Origin of the sequence: Halorubrum sp. SD626R (genome assembly GCF_001261915.1) — an archaeon.
In the GTDB taxonomy this organism is placed as follows: domain Archaea; phylum Halobacteriota; class Halobacteria; order Halobacteriales; family Haloferacaceae; genus Halorubrum.
Map to the genome: position 1 here is coordinate 1 of NZ_CVRT01000002.1, position 2,472 is coordinate 2,472.

Annotated in this window: 2 protein-coding genes and 1 pseudogene; 1 reads left to right on the forward strand and 2 read right to left on the reverse strand. The window is 69.2% G+C overall.

The features are described 5' to 3' along the window. Positions 1–58: 58 nt before the first annotated feature. The gene (locus tag SD626R_RS00010) at positions 59–325 is read right to left on the reverse strand and encodes an eL43 family ribosomal protein (protein ID WP_008004716.1); all 267 of its coding nucleotides are present in this window, start codon (positions 323–325) and stop codon (positions 59–61) included. A gap of 454 nt (positions 326–779) precedes the next feature. Here SD626R_RS00010 and SD626R_RS17075 point away from each other — a divergent pair. Then, positions 780–985: pseudogene (locus SD626R_RS17075) on the forward strand (type II toxin-antitoxin system HicA family toxin); the annotation flags it as partial. A gap of 21 nt (positions 986–1,006) precedes the next feature. Here SD626R_RS17075 and SD626R_RS00025 read toward each other — a convergent pair. After that, the gene (locus SD626R_RS00025) at positions 1,007–2,176 is read right to left on the reverse strand and encodes a 5-(carboxyamino)imidazole ribonucleotide synthase (protein WP_092561747.1); all 1,170 of its coding nucleotides are present in this window, start codon (positions 2,174–2,176) and stop codon (positions 1,007–1,009) included. Between the last annotated feature and the right edge of the window lie 296 nt (positions 2,177–2,472).

Consider the following 2,472-nt stretch of genomic DNA (forward strand, 5'->3'; position numbering starts at 1 on the left):
GCCGTACTCGTCGAGGGTGACGTCGCGCTTACAGCGGGAGCACTTGTAGCTCATCGTCCTATTCCTCGTCGGCGAGCGCGGCGCGGATGGAGCGGCGGACGGTGCGGCCGCCGGGGGTCTCGGGGCGGTACGCGCCGCCCGTGAACGTCTCGCCGGTCTCCTCGTTCACCCAGATGCCGGTGCCCTTGCGCGTGACGTCGTCGCCGTCGACGGTGGCGTTCTGCATCTCCTCTTCGATGTCCTGGACGCGCTTGCGGGAGACCCGGCCGTAGCGGGCGCCGAATCGGCCCGCACTACCGGTGCTTCGTGCCTTGTCCTCAGCCATAGTAAGTCCGTCTACCGCCAGCGCGGGTAAAAAGGCTACGAGTCGGGGGCGCCACGGAGGCGACGAACTGACCGAATCGGAGGCGGGGGGATCGCGGCGTTTCGACTGCCGCCCGACCCTCGTCAACGAAATCGCGCGGACAATGTGGGAACGGCGAGTTCGACGGAAAGCGGGACGGACCACGAGGGCGAGACCCGCCTCTGGCGGGAGGACGACTGGCGGGTCGCCCGAGACGTGGGAACGGGCGTCACGACGTAGGGGAAACCCCGATCCGACGCGCTGGAGAACCTCGACGAGGCCGTCGCGCTCTATCGCGGAGAGATCGGTCGCGAACCGACCGACGAAGAGCACCGGAGCCTCAGGATCGATCCCGAGGAGAACGCGACGGGAGAGGCAAAACCGCCCGACATGCTCGAACGGCGCGGCGAGACGTACGTTCTCCGGACGCGAGACCGTGAAAGCCCTCGTCGACCGCGGCGGGTTCGAGTGGCGACGGACCGCCGGCGACCACGCGGGGCCCTGCTACCGGCATCCGACGAACGAGGGGGACGAGAGACGCCTCACGGTCCTCCTTCACGATGAGGTTCGCGAGGGAACGCTCAGAGAGAGCGCCGGGGCGCGCGACTTCGACGCCTTCTGCACCGGATCGACCGGAACTCCCGAGGGACGACCGGTTCCCGGCTACGCATCCCGGAACGTCAGCCCGTCGCGGAGCTCCCGCGCCCGCGAGAGCAGCGCGCCGCGGTCGGCAGCGGCCTCGCCGCCGTCGCCGGTCACCGTCAGGTGCCCCATCTTCCGGAGCGGGCGCACGTCCTCTTTCCCGTACCAGTGGAGGTCGGCGTCGGGCGCGGCGAGGACCTCCTCGACGCCGCGGAGCGTGGCGGACCCCGTCTCGTCGACATCACCGAGGACGTTGGCCGTGACCGCGGGCGCGACGAGGTCGGTCGGGCCGAGCGGCCAGCCGAGCACGGCTCGGACGTGGTTCTCGAACTGCGAGGTGCGCGCGCCCTCGATCGTCCAGTGGCCGGAGTTGTGGGGGCGCGGCGCGATCTCGTTGACGAGGACCTCCCCCTCGCGGGTCTCGAACAGCTCGATCCCGTAGACCCCGCGCCCGTCGAGGAACTCCAGCACGTCGCGGGCGACGGACTCCGCCTCGGCGACGACCGCGTCGTCGGCGCGCGCGGGCGCGATGCTCTCTCTGAGAATCTCCTCGCGGTGAATCGTCTCCGTGACGGGGTAGGTGCGCGTCTCGCCGTCCGCCCCCTTCAGGCCCATCACGGCGATCTCGCGCTCGAAGTCGAGGAACTCCTCGGCCATCGCGTTCCCGCCGACCTCGTCGAGCGCGGCGGCGGCGTCGGCCGGGTCTTCCACCGGAACGTTCCCCCGACCGTCGTACCCCCCCTCCCGGGCCTTCAGCATGACGCCGCCGAACTCCTCGACGACCCGTTCGAGTCCCTCCGCGGTCGCGACCGCGACGAACTCGGGAACGGGAATGCCGGCGTCCGCGAGCGCCTCCTTCTGGACTAGCTTGTCCTGGATCGTTTCGAGGGTCGCGGGATCCGGCTGCACCGGCACGTCGTGTTCCGCGCTCGCCTCGGCCAGCAGTTCCGGGTCGGCCAGCTCGATCTCGAAGGTCAGCGCGTCGACGCGGCGCGCCAGCTCGTGGACCGCGTCGGGGTCGTCGAAGTCGCCGACGATCTGGTCGCTGACGACGGGGGCGGCCGGACAGTCGGGCGTCGGGTCGAGGACGACGACCTCGACGCCGAGCCGCGCGACCGCCTCGCCCATCATCCGACCCAGCTGTCCGGCGCCGACGACGCCGAGCGTCGGTCCCGGCAGAGTGATCGACATGCGCGGCCGTACCCGACGTTACTGCATAAATATTCTCACATTGCACGAGTGAATACCCATATTCGTGTACAGGCTACGCGACTTCGTTACACTCGTCTCGTTCAGACACACCACAGTGACACAGTCAGCCGCTGAGGACGATCCCCTGATCGATAGCGGGGGTGAGTATCGCAGATCAGCGGTTGCGATTCGGTATTTAAACGATAGTGAGCGACGGCGACGATCGCTTATAAATAGATGAGTGCGGTCGGCGCGCCGGTGAGCGGCCGCCGGTGGCGGCCGCGAACCGCCCGCGA

Coding starts and splice junctions, on each gene's coding strand:
- SD626R_RS00010 (WP_008004716.1), bottom strand. CDS start 325: ATGGCTGAGGACAAGGCACGAAGCACCGGTAGTGCGGGCCGATTCGGC.
- SD626R_RS00025 (WP_092561747.1), bottom strand. CDS start 2,176: ATGTCGATCACTCTGCCGGGACCGACGCTCGGCGTCGTCGGCGCCGGA.